The organism is Candidimonas humi (genome assembly GCF_019166065.1).
In the GTDB taxonomy this organism is placed as follows: domain Bacteria; phylum Pseudomonadota; class Gammaproteobacteria; order Burkholderiales; family Burkholderiaceae_B; genus Candidimonas; species Candidimonas humi.
The window spans coordinates 1-24,400 of record NZ_JAHTBN010000007.1; the positions used below are offsets into that span (position 1 = coordinate 1).

28 protein-coding genes and 2 tRNA genes are annotated in these 24,400 nt (G+C 61.2%); 25 read left to right on the forward strand and 5 right to left on the reverse strand.

What is annotated here, in order from left to right; genetic code table 11:
• Positions 1-293, forward strand: a 293-nt coding sequence (locus KVP10_RS15275) for a transposase (RefSeq protein ID WP_217965485.1), incomplete at its 5' end; no start/stop codon positions are given.
• A 95-nt stretch (positions 294-388) separates the two neighbouring features.
• Here the strand turns inward: KVP10_RS15275 and KVP10_RS15280 are convergent.
• Positions 389-462, reverse strand: a tRNA-Gly gene (locus KVP10_RS15280).
• Positions 463-610: 148 nt separating this feature from the next.
• Here KVP10_RS15280 and trmB point away from each other — a divergent pair.
• Together trmB and pip are read left to right on the forward strand one after the other, a co-directional pair.
• On the forward strand, positions 611-1,390 hold the full coding sequence (trmB, locus tag KVP10_RS15285; protein WP_217965486.1) for a tRNA (guanosine(46)-N7)-methyltransferase TrmB: 780 nt from the start codon (positions 611-613) through the stop codon (positions 1,388-1,390).
• 152 nt (positions 1,391-1,542) lie between these two features.
• Positions 1,543-2,478, forward strand: a complete 936-nt coding sequence (pip, locus tag KVP10_RS15290; protein WP_217965487.1) for a prolyl aminopeptidase — start codon at positions 1,543-1,545, stop codon at positions 2,476-2,478.
• Between the two features lie 12 nt (positions 2,479-2,490).
• Here pip and ffh read toward each other — a convergent pair whose 3' ends face one another.
• The gene (gene ffh, locus KVP10_RS15295; protein WP_217965488.1) at positions 2,491-3,909 is read right to left on the reverse strand and encodes a signal recognition particle protein; all 1,419 of its coding nucleotides are present in this window, start codon (positions 3,907-3,909) and stop codon (positions 2,491-2,493) included.
• Positions 3,910-4,017: 108 nt separating this feature from the next.
• Between ffh and KVP10_RS15300 the strand changes: the two genes are divergently transcribed.
• The 3 genes from KVP10_RS15300 (at position 4,018) to ampD (ending at position 5,837) form a co-directional block, all read left to right on the forward strand.
• On the forward strand, positions 4,018-4,860 hold the full coding sequence (locus KVP10_RS15300) for a cytochrome C assembly family protein (RefSeq protein ID WP_217965489.1): 843 nt from the start codon (positions 4,018-4,020) through the stop codon (positions 4,858-4,860).
• Between the two features lies 1 nt (position 4,861).
• A complete protein-coding gene (locus tag KVP10_RS15305) occupies positions 4,862-5,116 on the forward strand; it encodes a PP0621 family protein (RefSeq protein ID WP_217965490.1) in 255 nt (84 codons plus the stop codon).
• 106 nt (positions 5,117-5,222) lie between these two features.
• Complete coding sequence (gene ampD / locus KVP10_RS15310; protein ID WP_246600723.1) at positions 5,223-5,837, forward strand: 1,6-anhydro-N-acetylmuramyl-L-alanine amidase AmpD; 615 nt, start codon at positions 5,223-5,225, stop codon at positions 5,835-5,837.
• A 206-nt stretch (positions 5,838-6,043) separates the two neighbouring features.
• Here the strand turns inward: ampD and htpG are convergent, their stop codons facing one another.
• Complete coding sequence (htpG, locus tag KVP10_RS15315; RefSeq protein WP_217965491.1) at positions 6,044-7,954, reverse strand: molecular chaperone HtpG; 1,911 nt, start codon at positions 7,952-7,954, stop codon at positions 6,044-6,046.
• A gap of 76 nt (positions 7,955-8,030) precedes the next feature.
• Here htpG and KVP10_RS15320 point away from each other — a divergent pair, with 76 nt between their 5' ends.
• A complete protein-coding gene (locus KVP10_RS15320; protein ID WP_246600724.1) occupies positions 8,031-8,915 on the forward strand; it encodes a DMT family transporter in 885 nt (294 codons plus the stop codon).
• A gap of 406 nt (positions 8,916-9,321) precedes the next feature.
• The gene (locus tag KVP10_RS15325; RefSeq protein WP_217965492.1) at positions 9,322-9,534 is read left to right on the forward strand and encodes a hypothetical protein; all 213 of its coding nucleotides are present in this window, start codon (positions 9,322-9,324) and stop codon (positions 9,532-9,534) included.
• Positions 9,535-9,569: 35 nt separating this feature from the next.
• Here the strand turns inward: KVP10_RS15325 and KVP10_RS15330 are convergent, their stop codons facing one another.
• Positions 9,570-10,601 (reverse strand): aldo/keto reductase, encoded by a 1,032-nt coding sequence (locus KVP10_RS15330; protein WP_217965493.1) that lies wholly within the window; start codon positions 10,599-10,601, stop codon positions 9,570-9,572.
• A gap of 26 nt (positions 10,602-10,627) precedes the next feature.
• On the reverse strand, positions 10,628-11,839 hold the full coding sequence (locus KVP10_RS15335) for an MFS transporter (RefSeq protein WP_217965494.1): 1,212 nt from the start codon (positions 11,837-11,839) through the stop codon (positions 10,628-10,630).
• Between the two features lie 102 nt (positions 11,840-11,941).
• Here KVP10_RS15335 and KVP10_RS15340 point away from each other — a divergent pair, with 102 nt between their 5' ends.
• The 17 genes from KVP10_RS15340 (at position 11,942) to KVP10_RS15420 (ending at position 24,377) form a co-directional block, all read left to right on the forward strand.
• Complete coding sequence (locus KVP10_RS15340; RefSeq protein ID WP_217965495.1) at positions 11,942-12,865, forward strand: LysR family transcriptional regulator; 924 nt, start codon at positions 11,942-11,944, stop codon at positions 12,863-12,865.
• A gap of 135 nt (positions 12,866-13,000) precedes the next feature.
• Positions 13,001-13,085, forward strand: a tRNA-Leu gene (locus KVP10_RS15345).
• A gap of 142 nt (positions 13,086-13,227) precedes the next feature.
• A complete protein-coding gene (locus KVP10_RS15350) occupies positions 13,228-14,295 on the forward strand; it encodes a site-specific integrase (protein ID WP_217965496.1) in 1,068 nt (355 codons plus the stop codon).
• Positions 14,296-14,365: 70 nt separating this feature from the next.
• Positions 14,366-14,647, forward strand: a complete 282-nt coding sequence (locus KVP10_RS21605) for a helix-turn-helix domain-containing protein (RefSeq protein ID WP_376810962.1) — start codon at positions 14,366-14,368, stop codon at positions 14,645-14,647.
• A gap of 64 nt (positions 14,648-14,711) precedes the next feature.
• Positions 14,712-15,455, forward strand: a complete 744-nt coding sequence (locus tag KVP10_RS15360; protein WP_246600726.1) for an HNH endonuclease — start codon at positions 14,712-14,714, stop codon at positions 15,453-15,455.
• 133 nt (positions 15,456-15,588) lie between these two features.
• Complete coding sequence (locus tag KVP10_RS15365; RefSeq protein ID WP_217965498.1) at positions 15,589-15,882, forward strand: plasmid mobilization protein; 294 nt, start codon at positions 15,589-15,591, stop codon at positions 15,880-15,882.
• Between the two features lie 55 nt (positions 15,883-15,937).
• On the forward strand, positions 15,938-16,603 hold the full coding sequence (locus KVP10_RS15370) for a TrbM/KikA/MpfK family conjugal transfer protein (RefSeq protein WP_217965499.1): 666 nt from the start codon (positions 15,938-15,940) through the stop codon (positions 16,601-16,603).
• A gap of 9 nt (positions 16,604-16,612) precedes the next feature.
• Positions 16,613-17,266: a lytic transglycosylase domain-containing protein gene (locus KVP10_RS15375; RefSeq protein ID WP_217965500.1), complete on the forward strand. Its 654-nt coding sequence runs from the start codon at positions 16,613-16,615 to the stop codon at positions 17,264-17,266.
• Positions 17,267-17,358: 92 nt separating this feature from the next.
• A complete protein-coding gene (locus KVP10_RS15380) occupies positions 17,359-17,679 on the forward strand; it encodes a TrbC/VirB2 family protein (protein ID WP_217965501.1) in 321 nt (106 codons plus the stop codon).
• 3 nt (positions 17,680-17,682) lie between these two features.
• Positions 17,683-18,003: a VirB3 family type IV secretion system protein gene (locus KVP10_RS15385; RefSeq protein ID WP_217965502.1), complete on the forward strand. Its 321-nt coding sequence runs from the start codon at positions 17,683-17,685 to the stop codon at positions 18,001-18,003.
• Positions 18,004-18,014: 11 nt separating this feature from the next.
• A complete protein-coding gene (locus tag KVP10_RS15390; RefSeq protein ID WP_217965503.1) occupies positions 18,015-20,441 on the forward strand; it encodes a VirB4 family type IV secretion/conjugal transfer ATPase in 2,427 nt (808 codons plus the stop codon).
• An 18-nt stretch (positions 20,442-20,459) separates the two neighbouring features.
• Complete coding sequence (locus KVP10_RS15395) at positions 20,460-21,206, forward strand: hypothetical protein (protein ID WP_217965504.1); 747 nt, start codon at positions 20,460-20,462, stop codon at positions 21,204-21,206.
• Between the two features lie 189 nt (positions 21,207-21,395).
• Positions 21,396-21,779 carry a hypothetical protein gene (locus tag KVP10_RS15400; protein ID WP_217965505.1) on the forward strand — a complete coding sequence of 128 codons (384 nt, stop codon included), beginning with the start codon at positions 21,396-21,398 and terminating at the stop codon, positions 21,777-21,779.
• Between the two features lie 37 nt (positions 21,780-21,816).
• Positions 21,817-22,521 carry a TrbJ/VirB5 family protein gene (locus tag KVP10_RS15405; RefSeq protein WP_217965506.1) on the forward strand — a complete coding sequence of 235 codons (705 nt, stop codon included), beginning with the start codon at positions 21,817-21,819 and terminating at the stop codon, positions 22,519-22,521.
• Between the two features lie 72 nt (positions 22,522-22,593).
• Positions 22,594-23,481 carry a TrbL/VirB6 family protein gene (locus KVP10_RS15410; protein WP_246600727.1) on the forward strand — a complete coding sequence of 296 codons (888 nt, stop codon included), beginning with the start codon at positions 22,594-22,596 and terminating at the stop codon, positions 23,479-23,481.
• 68 nt (positions 23,482-23,549) lie between these two features.
• The gene (locus KVP10_RS15415; protein ID WP_217965508.1) at positions 23,550-23,687 is read left to right on the forward strand and encodes a conjugal transfer protein; all 138 of its coding nucleotides are present in this window, start codon (positions 23,550-23,552) and stop codon (positions 23,685-23,687) included.
• Between the two features lie 3 nt (positions 23,688-23,690).
• Complete coding sequence (locus tag KVP10_RS15420) at positions 23,691-24,377, forward strand: VirB8 family type IV secretion system protein (RefSeq protein ID WP_217965509.1); 687 nt, start codon at positions 23,691-23,693, stop codon at positions 24,375-24,377.
• The last annotated feature ends 23 nt before the right edge of the window (positions 24,378-24,400 follow it).

Sequence of the window (24,400 nt, forward strand, 5' to 3'; positions counted from 1 at the left end):
TGGTCATGAAGAGCCTGAAGGCCAAGCGGGCCAAGCAGATGCTGCCCCAGTTCCTGGCCCTGATCCGTCAATTTGAACAAAGCCCGGCCAAGGCGCTGGCCGCTACGCTACTATCGTGGCTCGAGCCCATCGTGCGCATGTGGCGCTTCACCAAGTCCAATGGGATCACCGAAGGCTTCCACACGAAGATGGAAATGCTCTCGCGCCGGGCGTATGGCTTCAGGAATTTTGAGAATTACCGCATGCGGGTCTTGGCCCAGTGCGGTTGGAACGGGGTGATTAACCGAGTGTGATGAATGCCCGTATCCCCCGATTATGGGGTAGAGCCTTGAAATTCAATCACTTGGAATCACTTCCCAAAGTGACAAACCGGGTGTGGGGCGATACTTGGAGCGGGTGAAGGGAATCGAACCCTCGTCGTAAGCTTGGGAAGCTTCTGCTCTACCATTGAGCTACACCCGCATGGGATGGGTCTCGCGCGGCGGCGGGCGTCGCGGAGAGCGCAGATTATAGCGCCTGCGGGGCATGCCGTGGGCGCAGGCGGACGGCGGGCCGGCCGGATCGCCCCGCCCTCGCGCAGACCGGCCCGGCAGTCACTACAATCCTGCCTATGAGCACGAACACGCATACCGATATCCCGGCTGCCGCCGAGGGGTCCGAGCCTGGGCCGGCCCCGGACAGCCCGGCAAACCCCGCCGATTCGGCGGCCGATCCTACGACCACCCCTCCCCATATCCGCAGCTTCGTCCACCGACGCAGCCACATCACGCCCGGCCAGAAGGAAGCGCTGGACAGGCTGATGCCGCTCTGGGCGCTGCCCTACCGGGCCACGCCGCTGGACCTGCAGCGCACCTTCGGGCGCGACGCGCCGACCATACTGGAGATCGGCTTCGGCATGGGCGAGACCACCGAAGCCATTGCCGCAACCCGGCCGGGCGATAATTTCCTGGGCGTGGAGGTCTTCAATTCGGGGGTGGGCGCTCTGCTCAAGCGCATCGAGGCCTCGGGCCTGCAGAACATCCGCATCGTGCAGCACGACGCGGTGGAAGTCGTGCGCGACATGCTGGCGCCGCAGTCGCTGGCGGGCGTGCATATTTATTTTCCCGACCCGTGGCCCAAGGCGCGGCATCACAAGCGGCGCCTGGTGCAGCCGCCGTTCATCGAGCTGCTGGCCAGCCGCCTGGCGCCGGGCGGCTATATCCATTGCGCCACCGACTGGGAAAACTATGCGCAGCAGATGCTGGCGGTGCTGCAGGGCGAGCCCAGCCTGTGCAATACCTGCGAGGGCTATGCGCCGCGGCCGGAATACCGGCCGCAGACCAAGTTCGAGACCCGCGGACTGCGGCTGGGGCATGGAGTATGGGATCTGATCTTTACGCGAAAAAACTGACCCCGCCCGGAATTCGCTGCAGGCCCCGTATTTCAAAACGCGGGGAAAACCAGCCCCGTTGCCGGTGAAGGGCGCAATACCCGGCGCCGGCGCTGCGGCAAGGACTGCTGCCCGCCCACAAAGCTGAACGAACACAGGAACACAGAGACACCATGTACCCGGCCATACAACCCTACCGCCAGGGCTACCTGAACACCGGCGACGGCCATCAGGTCTATTGGGAACTTTGCGGCAATCCGCAGGGCAAGCCGGCCGTGTTCCTGCATGGCGGGCCGGGCAGCGGCTGCTCGCCGGTGCATCGGCGCCTGTTCGACCCGCAGCGCTACAAGGTGCTGCTGTTCGACCAGCGCGGCTGCGGGCGTTCGCGGCCGCATGCCAGCCTGGAAAACAATACCACCTGGCACTTGGTGGCCGATATCGAACGCCTGCGCACGGAAGTGCTGGAAGCCGAGCAGTGCCTGGTGTTCGGCGGGTCCTGGGGCTCGACCCTGGCGTTGGCCTACGGACAGACGCATCCGGAACATGTCAGCGAAATGGTTTTGCGCGGCATCTTCGCGATGCGCCGCAAGGAACTGCGCTGGTTCTACCAGGAAGGCGCGTCATGGCTGTTCCCGGACTTGTGGGAACAATACCTGGCGCCGATCCCGCCCGAGGAACGCGACGACCTGATCACCGCCTACCACAAGCGCCTGACCGGCACGGACCGGGAGGCCCAGCTACGCGCCGCGCACGCCTGGACGCAGTGGGAAAGCCGCACGATCACGCTGCTGCCCAGCGCGCAGCATCAGCAGGACCATGCCGACGACGCGTCGGCGCTGGCCTTCGCCCGCATCGAGAACCATTATTTCGTGAATTCCGGCTTCATGGAAGAAGGCCAGTTGCTGGCCAACACGCACCGGCTGCACGCCATACCGGCCACCATCATCCAGGGCCGCTATGACGCCTGCACGCCCATGCGCACCGCCTGGGATCTGCACCGGGCCTGGCCGCAGGCCAAATTCCACGTGGTGCCGGACGCCGGGCACGCTTTCGACGAGCCCGGCAACCTGAAGCTGCTGCTGGCCGCCACCGACCGGTACGGCGGCTAAGGCCATACCGGCCTAGGGCCGGAAGCCTCCGAAGCCGCCCTTGCCCATGCCGCGCAAGCCGCCCATGGCGCGCATCATCTTGGCCATGCCGCCCTTCTTCATTTGCTTCATCATGCCCTGCATCTGCTCGAACTGGGCCAGCAGGCGGTTGACTTCCTGCACCGGCACGCCGGCGCCGGCGGCGATGCGGCGCTTGCGCGAGGCCTTGAGCAGCTCGGGCTTGGCGCGTTCGGCCGGAGTCATGGAATTCAGGATGCCTTCGGTGCGGCGCAATTGCTTTTCGGCCTGGCCGCCCTGCAACTGATTGGCGGCCTGCGCGAACTGGGCCGGCAGCTTTTCCAGCAGCGAGCCCATGTCGCCCATTTTCTTGACCTGCTGCAATTGTTCGCGAAAGTCGTTCAGGTCGAAGCGATTGCCCGACTTGAGCTTGGCCGCCAGCTTTTGCGCTTCGACGATGTCGACGTTCTTCTGCGCCTGCTCGACCAGGGAGACGATGTCGCCCATGCCCAGCACGCGCTGCGCCATGCGTTCGGGGTGGAAGGGCTCCAGCCCGTCGAGCTTTTCCGACATGCCGACGAACTTCAGCGGCTTGCCGGTGACGTGGCGCACCGACAGGGCCGCGCCGCCGCGGGCGTCGCCGTCCAGCTTGGTGAGCACCACGCCGGTCAGGGGCAAGGCGTCGGCAAAGGCCTTGGCCACGTTCACCGCGTCCTGGCCCTGCATGGCGTCGACCACGAACAGGGTCTCGATCGGCTTGAGCAGGTCATGCAGCGCGCGGATCTCGCGCATCATGGCCTCGTCGATGCCCAGGCGGCCGGCGGTATCGACGATCAGCACATCGTAGTGATGGCGCTTGGCATGGTCGAGCGCAGCCAGCGCGATGTCCTCGGGCTTCTGCGTGGCCTCGGACGGCAGGAAATCCACATGCACCTGCTCGGCCACGGTGCGCAACTGCTCGATGGCCGCCGGACGGTAGACGTCGGCGCTGACCACCAGCACCTTCTTCTTGCCCGTCTTGCGCCCGTGCTGGACGTGGCCGCCCTCGCTGAGCCACTTGGCCAGCTTGCCGGTGGTGGTGGTCTTGCCGGCGCCCTGCAGGCCGGCCATCAGTATCACGGCGGGCGGTTGCGCAGCCAGGGACAACTCGCCGGCCTCGGCGCTCTGGTCGCCGCCCATCAGGTCGGTCAGTTCCTTGTGCACCACCCCCACCAGGGCCTGGCCCGGGTTGAGGCTGCCCACGACGTCCTGGCCCAAGGCGCGTTCCTTGACCCGGGCAACGAAATCGCGCACCACGGGCAAGGCCACGTCGGCCTCGAGCAGGGCCATGCGCACTTCGCGCAGCATGTCCTGGGTATTGGCTTCGGTCAGGCGCGCCTGGCCACGCATGGTCTTGACGACTCGCGACAGGCGCTGGGTAAGATTGTCGAGCATAAATAAGAATGGTTTCGCTTAAACTAGTCGGTTCCGGACTGCGCCCGAACTAAAATAGGGTGCGGAGGGGCATCATGCCCCTGCCGGCCCAACCATATATCAGGGACTATGTCTGCAGGCATTGTATTTCACTTGCTGGCCGCGCTGGCCTACGCCGTGCTGGCCGTTTCTCTTTGGCGGCCGCTGGCCCGCGGCGGCGAGCAGGCTCACACGGGCAAGGTCGGACGCATCTGCCTGCTCAGCGCCATCATCCTGCATGGCATCGCCCTGCACCAGGCCATACTCACCGACAACGGCCTGCGCCTGAGCTGGGCCCTGGGCCTGTCGGCGGCGATCTGGGTGGGCATGATCATATTCTGGCTGGAAAGCCTGATCCTGCGCATCGACGGCCTGCTGCTGATCCTGCTGCCGGCCGTCACGCTGGTCACGGTGGTGGCCGCCGCCTTTCCGCAGGGCTACGTAGTGGCCCACGCCCATAACGACTGGCTGCGCGTGCATCTGCTGATCGCGCTGACCGCCTACGGGCTGATCACCGTGGCAGCCTTGCACGCCATCCTCATGACCGCGCTCGACCGCCACCTGCACCGGCCGGTCGAACAGGAAGCCAGCCGCGGCATCATCAGCCGCGCCTTCGATTCCATGCCGCCCCTGCTGGTCCAGGAACATCTGCTGTTCCGCCTGATCTGGATCGGCTTCATCGTCCTGACCCTGGCCGTCGGGTCCGGCGCCATGGTCTCCATCGCCCTGACCGGCCGCCCCTTCCCGCTGGACCACAAGACCGTCTTCACGCTGCTGTCGTGGATCACTTTCGGCGGGCTGCTGATCGGCCGCTACGCGCGCGGCTGGCGCGGCCGCATCGCCCTGCGCTGGACACTGGTGGGGTTTGTCTTCCTGCTGCTGGCCTACACGGGCAGCCGGTTCGTGCTCGAAGTCATATTGCAGCGAGGTTGAAGTGGGCAAGGTCCTGATCTGGGTACTGCTGATCCTGGGCGGCATGCTGCTGGCCCGCATCTTGTCGCAGAACAACGCCCGCCAGCAGTCGCGCCCGCGCCAGGCCCCGCCGCGCCCCACGCCGGCGGTGCGGGCGCCCGAAGCCATGGTGCGCTGCGCCCATTGCGGCATCCACTTGCCACGCTCCGAAGCCGTGCTGATGCAAGGCCAGACCTGGTGCAGCGCCGAACACGCCAAGCTGGGCGTGCGCAAATGAGCAGGCACGCACGGGCCAGCACCCCGGCCTCCAGCGCCGATCCGGCTGCAGCCCGGTTCCAGTTACGGCTTCGGCTGCTGCAGCCCAAGCGGCGGCCAGCGCAACCATGATGGCAACGGCAACGCCCGCCGGCGCCCGCCCCCTCGCCCTGGACCGCCACGGCTGGCTGCGCCCGGGCCCCGGGGTGCGCCTAGCGCCTTCTCCCAACCAGGACATCCGGCCAGGCAACGAAGACCCATACCTGCTGATCCTCCACAATATCAGCCTGCCGCCCGGCGTCTTCGGCGGCCCCGAAGTAGAGGGCCTGTTCCTCAACAGGCTGGACTACGAATCCCACCCCTGGCTGCCGCGCCTGCGCGGGCTGCGGGTTTCTGCGCACTTCTTCGTGCGCCGCGACGGCAGAGTGATCCAGTTCGTCGCCAGCACGCGCCGCGCCTGGCACGCCGGCGTCTCGGCCTTCGAGGGGCGCGAACGCTGCAACGATTTTTCCATAGGCATAGAAGTGGAAGGCACGGACTTCGAGCCGTACGCCGAAGCCCAATACGCGACATTGGCCGCCCTGACCGCGGCGCTGCGCGGCCGCCACCCCTTGCGGGCGGCGTGGGGGCACGAACACATCGCCCCCGGGCGCAAGACCGACCCGGGGCCGTACTTCGACTGGGCGCGCTACGGCCGGGAGAACGGCTGGCTGCGGCGGCAGATGCCGCCGGGCGTCGGCTAGGCCGGAAGGCGGCTGCGCCACGGCAGCGCCGGAACACAAACGGCGCCCGGGCTATCGAACCCATGGGCGCCGCAGCAAACATGAAACATCAGTAGTGCCTGGGCCGGACACAGTGGCCCCGGATCACCGGGGCCCGACTTGTGCGCCACAGCCCGGCCATAGCCGCCGTGCGCCACGGCACAAGCGGCCCATGGCCCCGCCAGCCATCAAGCGTTGAGTATCAGCCGGTTCATGCGCTTCACGAACCCGGCCGGATCGGCCAGTTGCGCACCCTCGGCCAGCATGGCCTGGTCCAGCAGCAGTTGCGCCCAGTCGCCGAAGTCCGCTTCCGGGGCGCCCTGCACCCGCGTCACCAGCGCGTGCTCGGGGTTGATCTCGAGTATCGGCTTGACCTGCGGCGTTTCCTGGCCGGCGGCCTGCAGCATGCGCATCAGGTGCGGGCTGAGCTCGTGCTCGTCGACCACCACGCAAGCAGGCGAATCCACCAGGCGCACCGTGACGCGCACGTCCTTGACCTTCTCGCCCAGCGCCGTCTTGAGGCGCTCGACCAGGGGCTTGAAGGTCTCGGCTACCTCCGACTGGTGCTTCTTTTCTTCCTCGTCGGCCAGCGTGTCGAGATCCAGGCCGCCCTTGGCGATCGACACCAGTTGCTTGCCTTCGAATTCGCGCAGGTGCGACAGCATCCATTCGTCGACGCGGTCCGACAGCAGCAGCACTTCCAGGCCCTTCTTGCGGAAGATCTCCAGGTGCGGGCTGTTGCTGGCCGCGGCAAACGAATCGGCGCTGACGTAATAGATCTTGTCCTGGCCTTCTTTCATGCGGCCGACATAATCGGCCAGCGACACCGTCTGCGCCGAGCCCTCGGCCTGCGTCGAGGCAAAGCGCAGCAGCTTGGCGATGCGTTCCTTGTTGGCATGGTCTTCGCCCACGCCTTCCTTGATCACCTGCCCGAACTGGGTCCAGAATTCCGCGTACTTGTCGGCCTGGTTCTCGGCCAGGTCTTCCAGCAGCGACAGGATGCGCTTGGTGGACCCTTCGCGGATCACCTTCACGTCGCGGCTTTCCTGCAGCAGCTCGCGCGACACGTTCAGCGGCAAATCGGCCGAATCGATCACCCCGCGCACGAAACGCAGGTACGTGGGCAGCAACTGCTCGGCGTCGTCCATGATGAACACACGCCGCACGTACAGCTTGACCCCGCGCCGCGCGTCGCGATCCCAGAGATCCATGGGCGCATGCTTGGGGATATACAGCAACTGCGTGTATTCGCTGCGGCCTTCCACCCGGTTGTGCGTCCAGGCCAGCGGATCGTCGTAGTCGTGCGCGACGTGCTTGTAGAATTCCTTGTACTGCTCGTCAGTGATGTCGGCCTTGGCACGCGTCCACAGCGCATTGGCCTGGTTCACCGTTTCCCATTCGTTCTTCTTGACCTGCTCGGATTTTTCACTGTCCCACTCTTCCTTCAGCATCTGGATCGGCAGCGAAATGTGGTCGGAATAGCGGCGCAGTATCTCGCGCAGCTTCCAGCCGCTGAGGAACTCATCCTCGCCCTCGCGCAGGTACAGCGTGACCGCCGTACCGCGGTCGGCCTTTTCTACCGTCGTGATGGAAAACTCGCCCTGCCCGTCCGATTCCCACAGGATCGCCTCGGTTTCCGGCAGCCCCGCGCGGCGGCTCAACACCGACACCTTCTGCGCCACGATGAAGGACGAATAAAAGCCCACCCCGAACTGGCCGATGAGCTGGGCGTCCTTCTGCTGGTCGCCCGTCAGTTGCGAAAAGAATTCCCGCGTGCCCGAGCGCGCGATCGTGCCCAAGTTGGCGATGGCGTCTTCACGCGACATGCCGATGCCGTTATCGGATATCGTGACGGTACGCTGATCCTTGTCGTATTCCACCCGGATGCGCAGGTCGGCGTCGCCCTGCAGCAGCTCGGGCTTGTCGATGGCCTCGAAACGCAGCTTGTCGCAAGCGTCCGACGCGTTCGAGACCAGCTCGCGCAGGAAAATCTCCTTGTTGCTGTACAAGGAATGGATCATCAGATGCAGCAGTTGCTTGACCTCGGCCTGGAAACCCAGCGTTTCGGCGCCATGCACAGTAGTATCGGAATCGCTCATAACTTATTGAATAAATGAAAAGTTTGTTGACGGAAAAGCTTCTGCGCCCAGACATTCGGGCCAATTGGGAAAATATATGGAGGCGATAGCCTCGACTTCAAGGGGCCCGGGGCGCGCCGGCGCCAACGCCGGCATCTGCTGCATGCTGGCCGGCATCCTGGTACTGAGCCTGAGCGACGCCTCGGTCAAGGTCCTGGACGGGCGCTACCCGGCCCTGCAGATCCTGTTCCTGCGCGCCCTGATCGCCCTGCCACTGGTCACCGCCCTGGCGCTGGCCCTGGGCGGGCGCCCCGCCCTGCGCACCCGCCAGCCCGGCCTGCACGCCTTGCGCGGCTTCCTGAACGTGATCGGCGCCTGTGCCTTCTACCGCGGCCTGGCCGAGCTGCCGCTGGCCGAAATCACCGCCATCGCCTACGCCGCCCCGGTCTTCGTCGTGCTGCTGTCGGCCGCCGTCTACAAAGAGCGGCTGGACGCCTGGCGCATGCTGGCCGTGGCCCTGGGCTTCGCCGGCGTCCTGGTCATCGTGCGGCCCGCCAGCGGCGCCTTCCAGGCCGCGTCCCTGTATCCCCTGTTCACCGCCATGACCTACGCCGCCATGATGGTCAGCGCCAAGCGCATCACCCCGTCCCACAGCTTCGCTGCCCTGATGTTCTATTCCGTACTGCCCCAGGTACTGTTCAGCGCCCTGCCCCAGCCCTGGATCTGGCAGCCGGTCGCGGGCGCCGACTGGCTCGTCATGTTCGCCATCGGCATCTTCAGCAGCGCCGGCATCAGCCTGATCTCACAGGCATTCAGGCTGGCTCCCGCCTCGGTGGTGGCACCTTTCGACTACTCGGGCCTGCTATGGGCCACCTTCTTCGGCTGGCTGGTGTGGGGAGAGCTGCCGGACGGTGTCAGCTACGCGGGCGCGACGCTGATCGTCGCAGCGGGATTGATCGGGGCCTGGCGGAAAAAACGGTAGGCAGCTTGGGCCAGGAGGCGGCCTTGCCGGGGTGCCAAGCTGTAGGTCGGGAGCCATCCTGGCCCCGAGGCCGCCTGAGGAGATGGCCTTGCCACCGATCATGGTCCTAAACCCTGAGCCCTGAACCTTGCCCTGAGTCTTGAACCTTGAGCCCTGAGCCGCGAGCCCTCAGGCCTGAGCCCTCGGCCCGCAACCCGCGGCGCCAAAGATTTCGAAACATTTTTCCCCGCGCCAAACCGGGGGCTCTCGTTTTATCCTTCGCAACAGTGGCTGTTGCCCCGGCGGGCCGGCGTGTCTAGGACTCGCGCCTCGTTCCGCCTTTTACGAGATCCGCGCAGCCACACTGCTGGAACTGACGATCGTCCAGGTTCCTTTCCACAGACGCCCAACAACAGGAGAGCAACGCATGAACATCAACAAAGCCGTGATGAAGGCCTACGAGACCAAATCGCTGAAAGAGATCGCCGACGCCCCGGTATCGGCCCTGCAAGGCGTGTCCGAAGGCGACGCGGAACACCTCAAGGCAGCCTTCAACGTGAAGACCGTCAGGGACCTGGCCAACCTGAAGTTCGTGCACTGGGCACAGGCCATCACCAAGCTGGCCGACACGGAAGAGTAAAGCCGCGAGGGGCGGCCTTGCCCGGCCGCCGCCCGCTATACGGCGGGCGGATTGCGCTCAGCGAACTGGCCGTTCCAGTACGGATAATAGGGATACGGAGGCGTCACCGCGCTGGCTGCGTCCAGCTGGGCGATCTGCGCGGCATCGAGGGCCCAGCCCACCGCGCCCAGGTTCTGGCGTAGCTGTTCCTCGTTGCGCGCGCCCACCAGAACACTGGATACCGTGGGCCGCTGCAACAACCAGTTCAGAGCAACCTGCGGAATGGTGCGTCCGGTCTCGGCGGCGACCTCGTCCAGCGCATCGACGATGCGATACAGCCGCTCCTCGTCCACCGGCGGCGCATAGCCGGCCGTCTGATGCAAACGGCTGTTCTCGGGCAAGGGCTGGCCGCGCCGTATCTTGCCGGTAAGGCGTCCCCACCCCAAGGGGCTCCACACCAGTGCACCGATGCCCTGGTCCAGGCCGAGAGGCATCAGCTCCCACTCATAATCGCGGCCGATCAGCGAGTAATACGTCTGGTTGGCGACGAAACGCGACCAGCCGTGCCGATCGGCAGCCGCCTGCGACTTCATCAACTGCCAGCCCGAGAAGTTCGATGCGCCGATGTAGCGGATCTTGCCCGCGCGGACCATGTCGTCGAGCGTCGACATCACCTGCTCTACAGGCGTTTGCGCGTCGAAATGATGCAGTTGCAGGATATCGATGTAATCGGTGCGCAGGCGCGACAGCGCGCGTTCTATGCCGGCCACCAGATGGTGGCGCGACGCGCCTACGTCGTTGGGCCCATCGCCCGCGCGCAGCGTGAGCTTGGTGGAAATGAGCGCCCGCCCGCGGCGGCCCTCTAGTGCTGCGCCGAGGATCGATTCCGATGCGCCGTCGGAATACACATCCGCCGCGTCGAACAAATTGACGCCGTGCTCCATGCAAATATCGATCAAGCGGCGGGCCTCGGCGACGTCCGTCCGCCCCCAGGCGCTGAACAGCGCACCCTTGCCCCCAAAGGTTCCCGCACCGAAACCCAGCTCCGAAACCTTGAGGCCGGACCGGCCCAGAAAGCGATAATCCATCTTGATGCTCCTTGAATGGCTGGCGGTCAGGCTTGAGCGCAAGCCGTATTCCGGTTGATCAACGCGCCCGCACGATCGCGGCGCAGGGCATATCCAGCCACCAGCAACCCGGCCACCGCCACCAGTGCGGCCACCCAAGGCAGGGCCGCAAGGCCGGCGCCCGCGGAAATCACCCGGCTGCCCAGCCATGCGCCCAGCGCATTGGCGAGATTGAACGCACCGATATTCACGCTGGAAGCCAGGCTCGGCGCGCCGGCCGCCTTGCGCAGGACCCACAACTGCAGCGGTGCCACCGTCGTAAACGCAGCCACGCCGAGCAAACCCGTGACCAGCACCATCAACACGCCGTTGTGCAAGACCAGCCCGAGCACGCCCAGCACGACGGCAAGCAAGGCGAGTGCGCCCAGCAAGGCCGATGCCAGACTGCGATCGGCCAGCCGGCCGCCCAACACCGTGCCGACGAATATGCCGACGCCGAACACCAAAAGCACCGGCGACACCGCCGCATCCGCGAAACCCGTGACACGCAGCAATATGGGCTCTATATACGTATAGACGACGAACAGGCCGGCAAAACCCAGCACAGTGATCAACAGACCCAGCAACACCGGAAGGCTTGCGATCACGCGCAGCTCCGTGGCCAATGAGGCGGGAGCCGCAGTGCCATGGCCGGCGGGAATCCACAGCGCCACCGCCGACATGGCCAACACCCCCACCACGGTCACCGCCCAGAACGAGGCGTGCCAGCCAAAGTGCAGCCCCAGCCACGCGCCGGCGGGCACGCCGAACAAAGTGGCCACGGCGAGGCCGGTGAACATCAGGGAAATGGCCGAAGCCTCGCGCTCTTTAGACACCAGGGACGTCGCCACCACCGACCCCACGCCGAAAAACGTGCCATGCGCCAGCGAGGTCAGCACCCGCGCCGCCAGCAGCGTCGCATAATCCGGCGCCAGGGCGCTCGCCAGATTACCCAGGGTGAAAACAGCCATCAAAGCCAGCAGCACCGTCTTGCGCGGCAGCCGCCGCGTTGCCAGCGTAATCAAAGGCGCGCCCAGGAATACCCCCAGCGCATATCCCGAGATCAGCAGGCCGACCGTAGCAATGCCGACATGCAGATCGCCGGCAATCTGCTGCAGCAAACCCATGGGCATGAACTCGGTCGTCCCGATGCCGAAAGCGCCAATGGCCAGGACATAAAGCGCCGCCGGGGCGCGCGAACGAACAGAGGGAACAGACATGATGCAATCCTTCAGGCAAGACAGGGCCACAACATTAAGGCCTGCGATTGCATAGAAAAACCACTAGAATGAATAAACATTATCAATAATCCATTGAAAATAATGGACCGACTGGACGACATACAGCTGTTCCTGCGCGTGCTCGATCAAGGCTCGATCAGCGCCGCCGCGCGCAGCCTGGACCTTTCCGTAGCGGTCGCCAGCCAACGGCTGAAAAGGCTGGAACAAAACCTGCAAGTACGCCTGCTGCACCGTACGACCCGCCACTTGCACCCCACTCCCGAAGGCATGGAACTCGCCGAACAAGGGCGCATACTGGTCGAAGACCTGGACGCGCTGACCGCCCGGCTGCGCCAAGGGGCCAGCGCGGTAAGCGGCACATTGCGGGTTACCATGTCCTCATCCTTCGGCAGCCAATACGTCTCGCCGCTGGTGCCGGCCTTCCTGGCGACATACCCGGACGTAAAGCTCAGCGTCAGCCTCAGCGACGAACTGCTGGACCTGGTCGGATCAGGCTACGACCTCGGCATACGCGTCGGCGTCCTGCGCGACCCCGGACTGGTGTCGCGCCGCCTGACCAGGAACCGGCGCGTAGTGTGCGCCTCGCCCGATTACCTGCGCCGGCACGGCGCGCCCCGCACCCCCGCCGACCTGGCCAAACACGAATGCCTGCTGCTGGCCGGCGGCTCGGGGCGCCAGAACATCTGGCACTTCACCGACAAAAAAGGCAATGCTATCGCCCAGCGCGTCAAGGGCCGCTTCGAAAGCACCCAGGGCGGCCCGCTGCGCGACGCCGCCGTGGCCGGGCTGGGCGTGTCGCTGCATTCACTGTGGCATGTCCATGAACAAGTGTGCAGCGGCGCGCTAAAGATCCTGCTGGCGGATTACCCGGTACCCATGACATACATCCACGCCGTCATGCCCCAACGCCGGCTGGTGCCGCCGAGAGTGCGCGCATTCGTGGATTTTTTGACCGAGCACCTGGGCGATCCGCCACCCTGGGAACGAGGCGTGCCGGGGGCCTAATCGGTGGCGGCAGCCTATGGGTATAGTCACCAAGATGTTGCGCCGAGCGGCACGACCGTGGACTGCGTCACGGTATCGTATAATTGCGACTCTTCTCCACGCCCCGGCATCCCAAGCCCAGGGCGATCCCCCAAAGCCCGGGTGGTGAAATTGGTAGACGCAGGGGACTCAAAATCCCCCGCCGCAAGGCGTGCCGGTTCGATTCCGGCCCCGGGCACCAGTCTAAATTTCCTCGTATTTACAGGTATTTAGCTGGATTCAAAGCCTTACCCCGTCTCTGGGGGATTTTCAAGAATTGCGAGCCAGGTACAGTTTCGGTACAGTGGTGAAGCGCCGAGTGTACTTTCGGAGCTCTAACTCGCATGGCTACTATCGTTAAGACACCCTCTGGAACCTGGAAAGCGGTCATCCGAAAGACGGGTTGGCCCACTTCGTCCAAAACATTTCGGACCAAACGAGACGCCGAAGACTGGGCCAGACGTACTGAAGACGAAATGGTACGAGGGGTTTACATCCAGCGCACACTCAGCGAAAGGATGACGGTCGAGGCGGCGCTGAAACGCTACCTACAAGAAGTGACGCCGACCAAGCGGGAATCCACTCGCATCTCTGAGCACAAGAAAGCGCGGCCATTGCTGCAGCATCTTGGCAAATATTCATTGGCCGCCCTGAGCGCGGACGTCGTCGCACAATACCGAGACATGCGCTTGGCGGGCGCCCCCGATGAAAATGGCAAGCTGGTACCCCGCACCAACAATACAGTTCGACTGGAATTGGCACTATTGAGCCATCTATTTACAGTAGCCATCAAAGAATGGGGACTGGGACTGCCGTTTAATCCTGTAGCTCAGATCCGCCGTCCCGCCCCGGGAGCAGGACGAAATCGTCGGCTCACCCCTGCTGAAACCAAGCGACTACTGGCCGAAGTAGATGCCTATTCCAATCCCATGTTCAGCTGGATTGTGCGGATTGCCTTGGAAACCGGAATGCGGCTGTCAGAGATCAGCGGTTTGCGTCTTGAGCAGGTTGATATACAGAGACGGGTGGTACGACTGGATATCACCAAGAACTCATCGCCGCGCACAGTGCCTCTGACGAAGGCCGCCACAGTTGCATTTCAGGCAGCTATAGATAATCCACTCCGACCACCCGAGACAGATCTCGTGTTCTTTGGTGAGCCTGGTCGCGATGGTGTGCGACGGCCATATCTGTTCGATAAGGCCTGGAATGACGCCAAGAAAGCCGCCAATCTGACAGATTTCCGATTCCATGACCTGCGCCATGAAGCCGTGAGCAGACTGGTCGAAGCAGGCCTATCTGATCAGGAAGTGTCGGCGATCAGCGGCCACAAATCCATGCAAATGCTCAAGCGGTACACACATTTGCGTGCCGAGGATCTCGTAGGCAAACTAGATAGACTGCGTAGTTAATCAACTCTCTCAAGTCCTCAGCGGGGAATACTGCTGGACTGCCGCCGTAATTCGCATGAGGGCTAACGAAATGGACAAATGTGTCATTGACGGTGTCGAAGTCGAGCTATCCTCGGGAAACGTGTTCAAAGACCTTGCTCTACACGATGCTGAGGAACTGCAGACCAAGTCAGGACTCATCACCCAAATCACGGCGGTCATCCGTAAACGTGAGCTCTCTCCCACTGCCGTGGCCAACGCCATAGGCTTCACTCCGTCCGAACTCGCAAACTCCTTGCTTGCAAAACTATCCAATCTCTCTGAACGGGAGCTCATGGACTGTTTGAATCATTTGCAGCAAAGTCCACAGTAGACATCTAGCTTTCTGACAAACTGCTTATCATGCATCGCTAACAGTCGAAAAGGGCTCGAAATACATGGCACGCGCGCGAGTTACGCCGGAAGTATTCTCAGCAGCGTATGAAGCTGCGCAGCAGGTACTCAACGGCACGATAAAACTAATCGATGCTCAAGAAGCTCTTGCGGAAAGGTTTGGTATTGCTAAGCGCACTGCCGGTGGATATATCGGCTGTTTCCTTGCTATGCGTAGAGGTAGCACGTTTAAAACCACGGTAAGCGCGGATGGTCTTCGATTCATGCTTGGCCGAATTGCAGAGAGCGGTCTAGGCGACTTGATGATCGCTTTGCAATCGGTCATGAACCACATCACATACCTGTCCAACTTCACTGGCAATGAACCAGGGCTACGCCGCGTTCATGCGGAATTCGTCGACAAACTTCGTGAGATGGCTACGTTTGATGAAACGTCGCTCTCGCTTGAGCAGCAAGTAACAAATGCGTTAGAAGACTCTCCTGATACTCGTGCGCAACGACTCCTGCATGCGCCGACAATGCCTGAACAGAGAGTAGTGCTAGCACGGACGTTCAAACGTAATCCTGATGTAATTGCAGAGGCCCTTCTAGCTGCCAAAGGCGTGTGTCAAGGTTGCGGCCAAGTCGCCCCATTTCTACGCCCGGACGGTCGCCCATATCTCGAAGTTCACCATCGCAAGGCCCTTGCTGAAGGCGGTGCAGATACCCCAGAAAATGCGGTAGCACTATGTCCAAACTGCCATCGAGAACGACACTACGGCGCAAATTATCATCAACCGCCTCAATAAACACGGACATCGTTCCATTCATGACGCTTGGTTATATGAGCCAGCCGCCAATTATGTGGCACGCAGCGGACACTGTGTTTCCTCGCCTCATACCCGCAACGAACTAGCCCTCACACCTTATAGGCACACCTTTATGAACGAACCTCTCTCCGAGGTCGTCCGCATTCGGATGACCCCGTCTCATGCTGCGCGTCTGGGCGAAGCTGCCGCCCTCTCGGGACTATCTCTGTCCAACTACATCCGACGCCGTCTGTCCGCCGACGACACGCTGCAGGAAGAGCTCACCCTGCTACGCCAGATCGTGGCCAGCCTGGGCAATTTGCAAGACACCCGCCTGGTTGCCATTGAAACCGCCTATCTCGTGCGTGCCATGGCCAAGCCCGAACAGATCGCCATCGCCCAACAACACCTGCAGCGTTCGCGCTGACCCGCCTCCGGTCGATTCCTCGACTGCCTGCTGTACCTATTCCCTGGAGACCTTCATGCAATCCTTCCCTGCAATGCAGGCGGGAGCGATGGCGCTCGTCTACGCGCTGGTGCCCGCCGCCCATGCGGCCAGCGCGGATCTGCTCACTGGCAATACCCGCTTGGCCTGCGAAGCAACACTGTGCCTGTCCACCGGCGCACAACCCAGTGAGTGCAGTCCCTCCCTGAACCACTACTTCGACATCAAGAAATACAGCCACGGCGGCCTGGATTGGTCGGCCACCGTCTCGGCACGACGTGCCTTCCTGTCCCAGTGCCCAGCCTCAAGCGATCAGGGCATGCCCGAGCGCATTGACGCCATCTCACGCGGCGCAGGCAAATGCGATCCTGACTATCTCAATCGCACGTATGCAGCAACGGCATACCGATGGCGCAAACGCAGCCTGGGCGGCGACAGCGGTGACATCATCTACGACGTACATGCGATCCCCACCGTATCGCTGGACAAACTGCCTGCCTACTGCGTGACGTACAACGATCATGCCTGGACCTATGACCTATCGGTGCGCTATGTCGGCGTGCCCGCGATGGGCGGACACTGGGTCAATGCGCAGGCATACACCGCCGCGCAAGCCAAATGGGATGCTGACCATCGAGGACGTTGGGCCAGCGGCTGGAATTTCTCCCTCAAAAACCCCAGGCCAGCCACCAATAGCCGATGAGGATGCACCATGATTGCTGCATTTGCTGCGCTGGCCCTGGCCTGTGCGCCAAACATTCACCCCGATACGCTGTCGGCCTTGATCCGCCATGAATCTCGAGGCAGTCCATACGCAATTGGTGTCAACCAAAAGCGCCGGCATCTACCGCAGCAACCGCAAACATTGGCGACTGCCACGGCCGCAGCCGATCGCCTGATCAAACAGGGAATCGACTTCGATGCTGGACTGGGGCAGATCAACGTGCGCAATTGGGCCGCTCTGAACCTGAACAGCAAGACGGTCTTTGATCCCTGCCGCAATTTGGCAGCGGCCCAAACGGTGCTTGCCGATTGCTATGCTCGGGCCTTGCACGAGCATCAAGATCCGCAACAGGCGTTACGTGCCGCCCTGTCTTGCTACAACACAGGCAACTTCACTGGTGGGTTTCGCAACGGTTATGTCGGCAAGATATTGGCCCAGGCCAATATCAAAGTGCCTGCATTAACACCGCAAGCCAGCGACGAGACCCCATCGACGCCCGACAGCAAAGCAGCACCAGAGCCACCCGCTGCCGAGCCTCACACCCCAGGTACTCAGGATGGCTTCACGGCCAATCCGGCCAACGATGGCTTCTCTGAAAAAGCCCAGCACCAGTCCTTAGCGGAACCCACTACCGACACCTGACGCAGCGCCGTCTCACTAGGCCCAGCGCCACCCTCCCACTTTTCATCCCCACCACCCCGACGCCAGCAAGCGTGTGGGGCAGGAGTCTTTTCATGTCTGTACTCAAGCACATCATGAACGCAACATCGTCCCTGCGCATTCTGTACAAGCTGATAGCAACGTCACTGCTATTTAGCTGCCATCACGCTGCATTTGCACAGTCCATCGGCGGACTGTCCCGCGCCAGAACCACGTTGCAAACGCTCAGCGACAATCTGGACATCATCCTGCCCATTGCCGCCGTCATCATCGGCGTGATCATTTTTGTGCTGTATGCCGCCGAAGTCATGCGTAAAGACGATGCCATCCGTTGGGGGATCGGTGTGCTGCTGGCGGGCTCCACGGCAGAACTGGTTGTTCTGCTCTGGAAGTAAGCCATGACGCCCAATACCTATCCGGTCTTCAAGGGCCTGGGCCGCAAGGCCACGTTCATGGGGATTCCCACCACGTTACTGCTGGGCGCGTTTGCCGGGGTAGCCATCATCGCCATGACGGCAGGCCTGGCCTGGTGGGGACTGCTCTTTGTGGTCATGCCCACCTTGGCGATTCTCACGCGAGACGACGACAAGGCGCTGGACGTGCTCTGGCTGGAACTCAAAACCCGGCGCAGCAATCCCAATCAGCGCTTTTGGCAAGGCTCCAGCTATGCCCTGCAGGGTTATCACCGACGCCGCCCCTGGCGGTCCCTCATCAAGTAAAGGATGTCTCCATGACTGCTGCAGCCTTCCTGGCGGTAGACGAGCGTCGCATCGCGCGCTACTTGCCGCACTCCCATCATGTCACGGATCAAATCATTGCCTGCGACAACCATGAGTACATGACGGTCATCAAAGTCACGGGTCGAGCGCCGGACGCGTACGCACAAGACGAACTCAAGGACTGGATCGAAGCCCTGCATAACGTGCTGCGCGGCCTGCCGATGGGAGCGTTTGGGCTCTACTCCCATATTGTTCGCCGCCGCGTCACCGAATATCCCGACAGCACGTTCGAGCAACCCTTTGCAGCCCAATTCGATGCTGCCTACCGTGCCACGTTCGATACGTCGGGCTTGATGGTTAATGAACTGTACCTGACTGTCCTGGTTCATCCTGTCCAAGATCCCATCCTAGGCACGTTTGCCAGCCTGGAGAAAGCCGACGCGAAACGCTTGGCGCTTTGGCAAGCCGAATCGATCGAACGACTCAACGGTATTGTGCGCGCCCTGATGGCAGGCCTATACCGCTACGATCCTGAAACGCTCGGCATCGTAGACCGGAACGGTTTTGCCTTCAGTGAAGCGGCTGAGTTTCTGGGCTTTCTGCTGTCCGGCACGCCACAACAGGTACCTATCAGCCGCGAACGGCTGCGAGACACCCTGCCACAGGCCAGACCGATCTTTGGCCGCCATGGCGAACTCGGCGAACTGCGCACCGTCGCCAACGCCCGCGTCTTCGGCATGATGGAATTGCGCGATTACCCGGAAGCGACAAAACCAGGGCACATGAATCGGTTGCTGGCCCTGCCGCACGAATTCGTGCTCACGCAGTCATGGGGTAGCCATACGGGAGCTGCAGCCAAGAAGTTGGTCAAGAAACACCACAAACTGCTGGTCGATTCCGGCGATGACTCTACCAGCCAGGTGGCCCAACTCAACGACGCCATGGATGACCTGACCTCGGCCCGCTTGGGTCTGGGAGACCATCACGCCACGCTATTGATCTATGACGACACGGCAGAAAGCGTGCGCCAGGCGCTGGCGCAAACGGCCACCGCCTTGGCCGAAGACGCCATCGGCTTCAGACCCTTGGACCGGGCATTGGAGGCGGGGTTTTGGGCACAACTACCTGGCAACTGGCACTGGCGACCCCGACCGGTTCCCATCACGTCGCTGAATTTTCTGTGCTTTTCCAGCCTGCATAACCAACTGACCGGCAAACCGGTCGGCAACCCCTGGGGCCCTGCGGTCACGCTGCTTAAAACCCAAACCGGCAGCCCGTACTTCTTCAATTTCCATGCCTCCACCGACGACGTGGACGAAACCGGGAAACGTCGCCCCGGCAACACGATGATTATCGGCATGACGGGTACCGGCAAAACCGTTCTGCAGGGCATGTTGCTCACCCAAGCCCAGAAGTTCGGTGCGACATGCGTGGTGTGGGACAAGGATCAGGGTATGCAGGTGCTGATCATGGCGCTTGGGGGTCGTTACTTCAACATTCGGCTGGGCGAAACCACTGGCTGGAATCCCTTCCAAATGGAGCCCACCAAAGGCAACGTCGCCTTTATGGTGCGCCTGGTGGTGTTCCTGGCGGAACGCCGAGGAGAAACGGTCACCACCCGCCAACAGGCCGACATAACCAAGGCCGTGCAACAACTGACCACGCTCATCGATCGCGAAGCCCGCACGTTATCCACGCTCAACACCTTGCTGCCCAACCCCTATAGCGAGGATGACAACACCAGCACCATTCATGCTCGGCTGGCACCGTGGTGCCAAGGTGGTGAATACGGCTGGGTGTTCGACAATCCGGTCGATGAGCTGAGTTTGCGCACGGATACCGGCCAGCCTGCCATTTTCGGCTTTGACCTGACCGAGCTGCTGGACGATGACGCCGCCCGGGGTGCTGCCACGCTGTACCTGAAGCATCGCGTCGATGCCCTGCATGATGGTCGCCGCATCATCAACCTGTACGACGAGTGTCAGCACCCGTTGAAAGACGCGCATTTTCAGGAATCCATGCAGGATGCCAGCCGCACGATTCGTAAAAAGAACGGCGTGCTGGCCTTCGCCACGCAGGAGCCGGGGGCCATCATCGAGAACCCGGTCGGGCCGTCCCTGGTGCAACAGACCGCCACACTCATTCTGCTGCCGAACCCCAAGGCCAAGGCTCGCGACTATATCGAGGGCTTTGGGCTTACCGAGGCGGAATTCGAACTACTGCGCGGCCTTGGAGAAGCCAGCCGGAAATTCCTGGTCAAGCAAGGCTCAAGCGTCACCGTCGCTCAACTTGACCTGTCCGGCTGCGAAGATGAACTGCTCGTGTTCTCGGGCAGCCCCGACATGGCCGCGATCGCACAAGAGGCGGTTGCCCAGGCAGGTCATGACCCAGCCGCCTGGCTGCCGGTATATCTGGCGGCGATCCGGCAGACACGCTAACACCATGCAGGAGGCTCCATGAATCTGCAGAACAATCCCTACTCAACACCCAAAGAGCTGGAAGATCGTGTGGAGGAGGCCTTCAGCGCGGGCGAACGAGCCCGACCAATACCGGACGCCGCGAAGGAACACCTGATCCTCACCCAGGAATATCTCAAAGGACTCAAAGACCACATGACTGGTCTGTATATCGCCAGGGACATCGAGGGCGTGGATATCCCGGATGCAGACTTTGAGGCTGGACGCGCACTGATCCGCGAGACCGAAAATCTCATCGCCGAAACGCAGACGGCCTGGGAGTACGAACAGCATCGGGATTTTTACCGCCGATTGGGACTTGAAACCCATGAACCGGAGCAAGAAAGCCCCGAAGACACCTTCGTGGTTTCCATCGACTGCGAGTACTGGGAGCCGGAAGACCTGGAAGCGGGCCAATCCAGTTGGGCAGATACCACGGTGGAACGTGAAGCCGTCGATACCGAAACGCTTCGGCGACTGGCACAAGACCACGGCCTGGACTCACCCTCCGCATCCGATCCACGGCAGGCCCCATCGCTCTGGTTTTCATCGAGCACGCCACGCGAAGATCGTGCCTATTTTGAACAAGGTGTGCACAAGTACTACAGCCTGCACATTCACGAGGTCAACGGCCATCCTCCGCAACCTGCCGACTACCAGCGCGTATCCGATCTCATCGGTGCACGCTTCGATCATCCGCTAGAGCGGCATGAGGCCACTCACGAAATGGATGGGCCGGATTTCTAACCCCTTTATCAACGTGTTGATGTCCGCATCCAAGGGCACCGAGAAACACGGCCTAATGGAACATCCTGAAACTGTGCAATCAAGCGGCCTGCACTACAAAGATTGAATACGCCTGCAGCGTACGCAATCCCTGGACATTTTTCACGAATAGCCGGGCCCTTCAACTGCCGCTCACTATAGGAAAACCGCATGAACCGACGAAACTTCATCGCCGCCATTAGTTCTGCCACACTGCTCACGCCCCTAGTCGGATGTAATAGTGAGCCCGGGGGTGAGAAGTTTCTTGGATATTGGAAGTCAGATAGCAAATATGATCCTGACGCGATCCATATCACTCGCAACGGCGATAGTTTTCTGTTCACCGTCGTAACGAAAGACCCTTTCGGTGGCGGTTACCAAGCTCACAAACTGCCTGGAAAGCTAGACGATTCGGACAATATTCTGGCAGTAGGCGACAAACGCGTTGCCTACGATGAAAGCGCCGATATCATCGTTTCAGGCCAAATGAAAGCGCATCGTGCAACAGAGGCTGAATATCAAGCCATTGCACAGCAAAGCGACACGCAGTCCTGATCCTCGCGCCTAACGGCGCACTCCCTGGAGACCCCTCATGACACGCTGCAAGCTATTTGCGGCGGGCATTTCCCTGTCCGTCGTATTGATCAATACCACCTACGCGAGTGGAATTCCAACGGTTGATGCTGCCACGATCGCTCAATTGCAGCAGCAATTACTGACGGCCAAAGATCAATTGAAAAATCTGAGCAAACAACTGTCTACAGCCAAGAGCCAGCTTGCCGCACTGACGCAATCAAGTGGTTACGGCAATGTGGTTGGCAGCCCAGACTCGCGCGATCAGCTTCGCTCTGCATTGCCCTCAACTGCCCAAGATCTGCTGAATCAACCTACCAACTCAAGCCTCAATGCAGACGTTAGCCGCGTCACGGACTCCGTCACTGCCCCTGTCAATTTTCAGGAAGATCGAGCCAAGCTTTCCAAGAGGGCATTGGATATTGAAGCAACCGCTAAAGCGATGAGCCAACGCGCCTATGACTCAATGACCCAACGCCTAGCTAACATTGATGCCCTGCAAGACAAAATAAACCAGACGAGCAACCCCAAAGAAATCGCCGAACTACAAGCACGGATTCAAATTGAACAGTCCAACATCGTGGCCGAGCAGACACGCATTCAACTAGCCTCGCAACAACTTGAAGCGGAGAGACACCTGCTACAAGCGAGAGCTGAACGGGTATATGGCGGGTGGTTTGGAGATAACAACACCGATGATGTAGACGCTCAACCTCACAACTAAGGTCGCACTATGCCCGGAATGACTCCGTCGGCTTCTTCGTCATTGTCCCCAAGCAATATTGCTCAATGGGTCATGTCTGAAACCGAGAATACATTAAGCAACGCTGTAAACGGCCCCATGCAGGCGTTATTCCAGGCCCTCATGCCCGTCATCGTCGTAGGCCTCACTCTCCAATTTGTCGTGTATGCATTTGCCCTCATGCACGGGCAAAGCAATATGACAGTGACGGAATTCTTTCGCAAAGCCATTCTCGTCGCCGTTGTCTCAATGATCTTTGGCGTGGGAGGCCTATACCAGAAGAACATCGCGGACACGATGATTGCATTACCTGACGATGTCACACAACTGGCACTAGGTACCAGCGATGTCGCAGTAGAGGTCGATAAATTGCAAAATGAGACCAGTAAAGCCTCCGGTGCCATGATGGGTAAGGGTCAAGATGCTTGGTACAACTTCTTGCCCTCCACTAAAGAAGTGCTCGTCAGTATTCTCGCCACGTTAGTACGTGCAAACGCAGCAATAGTTGGCAGCATCATTATTGTGATGATCGTCGTATGCAAAGTCGGTATGGCATTGGTAGTCGCGACTGGCCCCATATTTATTGCAGCGACGCTATTTGAGCCGACCAAGCCACTTCTCAACAGCTGGATCTCTCAAGCACTAAATTTCGTGTTCTTAGCATTGTTGGCCGGCCTTATTTTCGGGCTGATGTTGCAAATGAACGTTGAGCTTATCCGCATGATCGCCGATCAGATCAATGGCGGCGCGAAAGATATTCTGAGCCTCTATGGCGCACAACTGCTTGTCGGTATTGCCAGCCTAATCGTCATGATCATGATCCCCGGCCTCGCTGCAGGCCTCTCCAATGGCTTCGGCGCTCAACTCGGTATTGGAGCCGCCGCTAAAGGCGTGTTTTCCATCATGCGCCTGCGCAGCATGATACGCCCACGCGCCAAGTAATCCAGCGGCCTGCTGTCCCCCTCCATTCCTTCCTAATTGTTCTGTCCGCAGACAGAGCGGGAGTTCCCATGAAAAACATCGTTGCCGCCCTGGCATTGGCCGGGCTGCTGGCCGGTTGCGCCTTTCACGTGCCAGAGCCACCCCAACCCGCTGACTCGCCCCGTGTGCCGGTCAATGCCACGCCACCGCTTATTCAAGGAGTTTGATTCGTGCCCGAAGCCCTCAAATCCGAAGATATAGCTGCCTATCTGGAACAGTCTCGCGGCCTGGAGCGTGATTATTTCGGCGAAATTTTCCGCAGCCGAAAACGCGCCTGGCAAGTTGCCATCGGATCTGCGCTCATTGCCACAGTCGCCATCGCTGCCGTCGTCGGCCTGACGCCGCTAAAAGCGCCTCCTGAAATGTACGTTGTGCGTGTCGATGAGGCTACCGGCACGGTCGAGCACGTCAGCCAGCTCGGACAACCGCTGGAAGACTATGGCGAACGCATCGCCAAGCATTTCCTGAATACCTATGTACTGAACTGCGAAGGCTACAGCTGGCAAACCATTCAGGAGCAATTCGATACGTGCGCCCTGTTGTCCTCCGCACCCATTCAGACGCAATACGGCAAACGCTTTGAAGGAGAGGATGCCGTCACGACACGTCTGGGCACCGAGGGCACGGTCGATGTACAGGTTCACTCCATCACACTCGGAGCCAATCAGGCGGCCATTGTCCGATTCACCAAGACAGAGCGAGAAGTGACGTCGGGCAACCTCACCAACGTTCAGCACCTGATTGCCACCGTGGCCTATCAATACACCGATGTGCCGCTCACTGAAGAGGTCGCACGCCTGAATCCGTTGGGTTTCCAGATCACACGCTATGACCTGGCTGCCGACTTGTCGCGCTAACTCCCATATCGCCCTGAAGGAAC

What these genes read in the sequence shown, in the direction of transcription:
- trmB (WP_217965486.1), top strand. Translation starts at nt 611, where the DNA reads ATGAGCACGAACACGCATACCGATATCCCGGCTGCCGCCGAGGGGTCC.
- pip (WP_217965487.1), top strand. Translation starts at nt 1,543, where the DNA reads ATGTACCCGGCCATACAACCCTACCGCCAGGGCTACCTGAACACCGGC.
- ffh (WP_217965488.1), bottom strand. Translation starts at nt 3,909, where the DNA reads ATGCTCGACAATCTTACCCAGCGCCTGTCGCGAGTCGTCAAGACCATG.
- KVP10_RS15300 (WP_217965489.1), top strand. Translation starts at nt 4,018, where the DNA reads ATGTCTGCAGGCATTGTATTTCACTTGCTGGCCGCGCTGGCCTACGCC.
- ampD (WP_246600723.1), top strand. Translation starts at nt 5,223, where the DNA reads ATGATGGCAACGGCAACGCCCGCCGGCGCCCGCCCCCTCGCCCTGGAC.
- htpG (WP_217965491.1), bottom strand. Translation starts at nt 7,954, where the DNA reads ATGAGCGATTCCGATACTACTGTGCATGGCGCCGAAACGCTGGGTTTC.
- KVP10_RS15320 (WP_246600724.1), top strand. Translation starts at nt 8,031, where the DNA reads ATGGAGGCGATAGCCTCGACTTCAAGGGGCCCGGGGCGCGCCGGCGCC.
- KVP10_RS15325 (WP_217965492.1), top strand. Translation starts at nt 9,322, where the DNA reads ATGAACATCAACAAAGCCGTGATGAAGGCCTACGAGACCAAATCGCTG.
- KVP10_RS15330 (WP_217965493.1), bottom strand. Translation starts at nt 10,601, where the DNA reads ATGGATTATCGCTTTCTGGGCCGGTCCGGCCTCAAGGTTTCGGAGCTG.
- KVP10_RS15335 (WP_217965494.1), bottom strand. Translation starts at nt 11,839, where the DNA reads ATGTCTGTTCCCTCTGTTCGTTCGCGCGCCCCGGCGGCGCTTTATGTC.
- KVP10_RS15340 (WP_217965495.1), top strand. Translation starts at nt 11,942, where the DNA reads ATGGACCGACTGGACGACATACAGCTGTTCCTGCGCGTGCTCGATCAA.
- KVP10_RS15350 (WP_217965496.1), top strand. Translation starts at nt 13,228, where the DNA reads ATGGCTACTATCGTTAAGACACCCTCTGGAACCTGGAAAGCGGTCATC.
- KVP10_RS21605 (WP_376810962.1), top strand. Translation starts at nt 14,366, where the DNA reads ATGGACAAATGTGTCATTGACGGTGTCGAAGTCGAGCTATCCTCGGGA.
- KVP10_RS15360 (WP_246600726.1), top strand. Translation starts at nt 14,712, where the DNA reads ATGGCACGCGCGCGAGTTACGCCGGAAGTATTCTCAGCAGCGTATGAA.
- KVP10_RS15365 (WP_217965498.1), top strand. Translation starts at nt 15,589, where the DNA reads ATGAACGAACCTCTCTCCGAGGTCGTCCGCATTCGGATGACCCCGTCT.
- KVP10_RS15370 (WP_217965499.1), top strand. Translation starts at nt 15,938, where the DNA reads ATGCAATCCTTCCCTGCAATGCAGGCGGGAGCGATGGCGCTCGTCTAC.
- KVP10_RS15375 (WP_217965500.1), top strand. Translation starts at nt 16,613, where the DNA reads ATGATTGCTGCATTTGCTGCGCTGGCCCTGGCCTGTGCGCCAAACATT.
- KVP10_RS15380 (WP_217965501.1), top strand. Translation starts at nt 17,359, where the DNA reads ATGTCTGTACTCAAGCACATCATGAACGCAACATCGTCCCTGCGCATT.
- KVP10_RS15385 (WP_217965502.1), top strand. Translation starts at nt 17,683, where the DNA reads ATGACGCCCAATACCTATCCGGTCTTCAAGGGCCTGGGCCGCAAGGCC.
- KVP10_RS15390 (WP_217965503.1), top strand. Translation starts at nt 18,015, where the DNA reads ATGACTGCTGCAGCCTTCCTGGCGGTAGACGAGCGTCGCATCGCGCGC.
- KVP10_RS15395 (WP_217965504.1), top strand. Translation starts at nt 20,460, where the DNA reads ATGAATCTGCAGAACAATCCCTACTCAACACCCAAAGAGCTGGAAGAT.
- KVP10_RS15400 (WP_217965505.1), top strand. Translation starts at nt 21,396, where the DNA reads ATGAACCGACGAAACTTCATCGCCGCCATTAGTTCTGCCACACTGCTC.
- KVP10_RS15405 (WP_217965506.1), top strand. Translation starts at nt 21,817, where the DNA reads ATGACACGCTGCAAGCTATTTGCGGCGGGCATTTCCCTGTCCGTCGTA.
- KVP10_RS15410 (WP_246600727.1), top strand. Translation starts at nt 22,594, where the DNA reads ATGTCTGAAACCGAGAATACATTAAGCAACGCTGTAAACGGCCCCATG.
- KVP10_RS15415 (WP_217965508.1), top strand. Translation starts at nt 23,550, where the DNA reads ATGAAAAACATCGTTGCCGCCCTGGCATTGGCCGGGCTGCTGGCCGGT.